Source organism: Pseudomonas sp. EA_65y_Pfl1_P113, from assembly GCF_963970525.1.
Lineage (GTDB): Bacteria > Pseudomonadota > Gammaproteobacteria > Pseudomonadales > Pseudomonadaceae > Aquipseudomonas > Aquipseudomonas tritici.
The window spans coordinates 1-463 of the sequence record NZ_CAXAQM010000524.1 but is presented as its reverse complement, the minus strand read 5'-3'; the positions used below and the strand labels follow the sequence as shown (position 1 = coordinate 463).

Sequence of the window (463 nt, the reverse complement as noted above, 5' to 3'; positions counted from 1 at the left end):
TTTCCCGACAGCATGACGATCATCCCTGCGGAGCCTCGCTGATGGCTGACACCACCTCCGCCCCGCCGAACAAGGCGATTGCCTACCAGGGCAGGCCGGCACGCGAGCCCGCGGGCGCGGCCAAAAAATCCATCACGCGCAAGAAGGCGAAGTCGGCCATCAAGCGCGGCATGATCTCCGAGAAGGCCGCCAAGCGGCATCTGGGCGATCTCTGACGATGGCGGCGGCGGAGGTGCTCGGCAGCCGGATGCGCTCCTTCGGGATCGTGCTGCACGGCCTTTTGACGGAAGCGCAGTGGAAGGAATTCCTGATCGCCTGCGCCGATGCGATCGGCATGTACGCGGTCGGGGATCCTGCGGTCTGGACCTATCCGCTGGAGGGCAAGGGCGGCACGGGGCAGACGATCTGCCAGCCGATCACGGAGTCCTTCCTGATCGTCGACACATGGTCCGATCATGACGGG

Annotated in this window: 2 protein-coding genes; both read left to right on the top strand. The window is 65.4% G+C overall.

The window, feature by feature from the left end:
* The coding region (locus AACY52_RS30890) for a hypothetical protein (RefSeq protein ID WP_339561478.1) at positions 1-215 on the top strand (215 nt) is incomplete at its 5' end.
* Positions 216-217: 2 nt separating this feature from the next.
* On the top strand, positions 218-463 hold a 246-nt coding region (locus AACY52_RS30885), incomplete at its 3' end, for a hypothetical protein (RefSeq protein ID WP_339561477.1).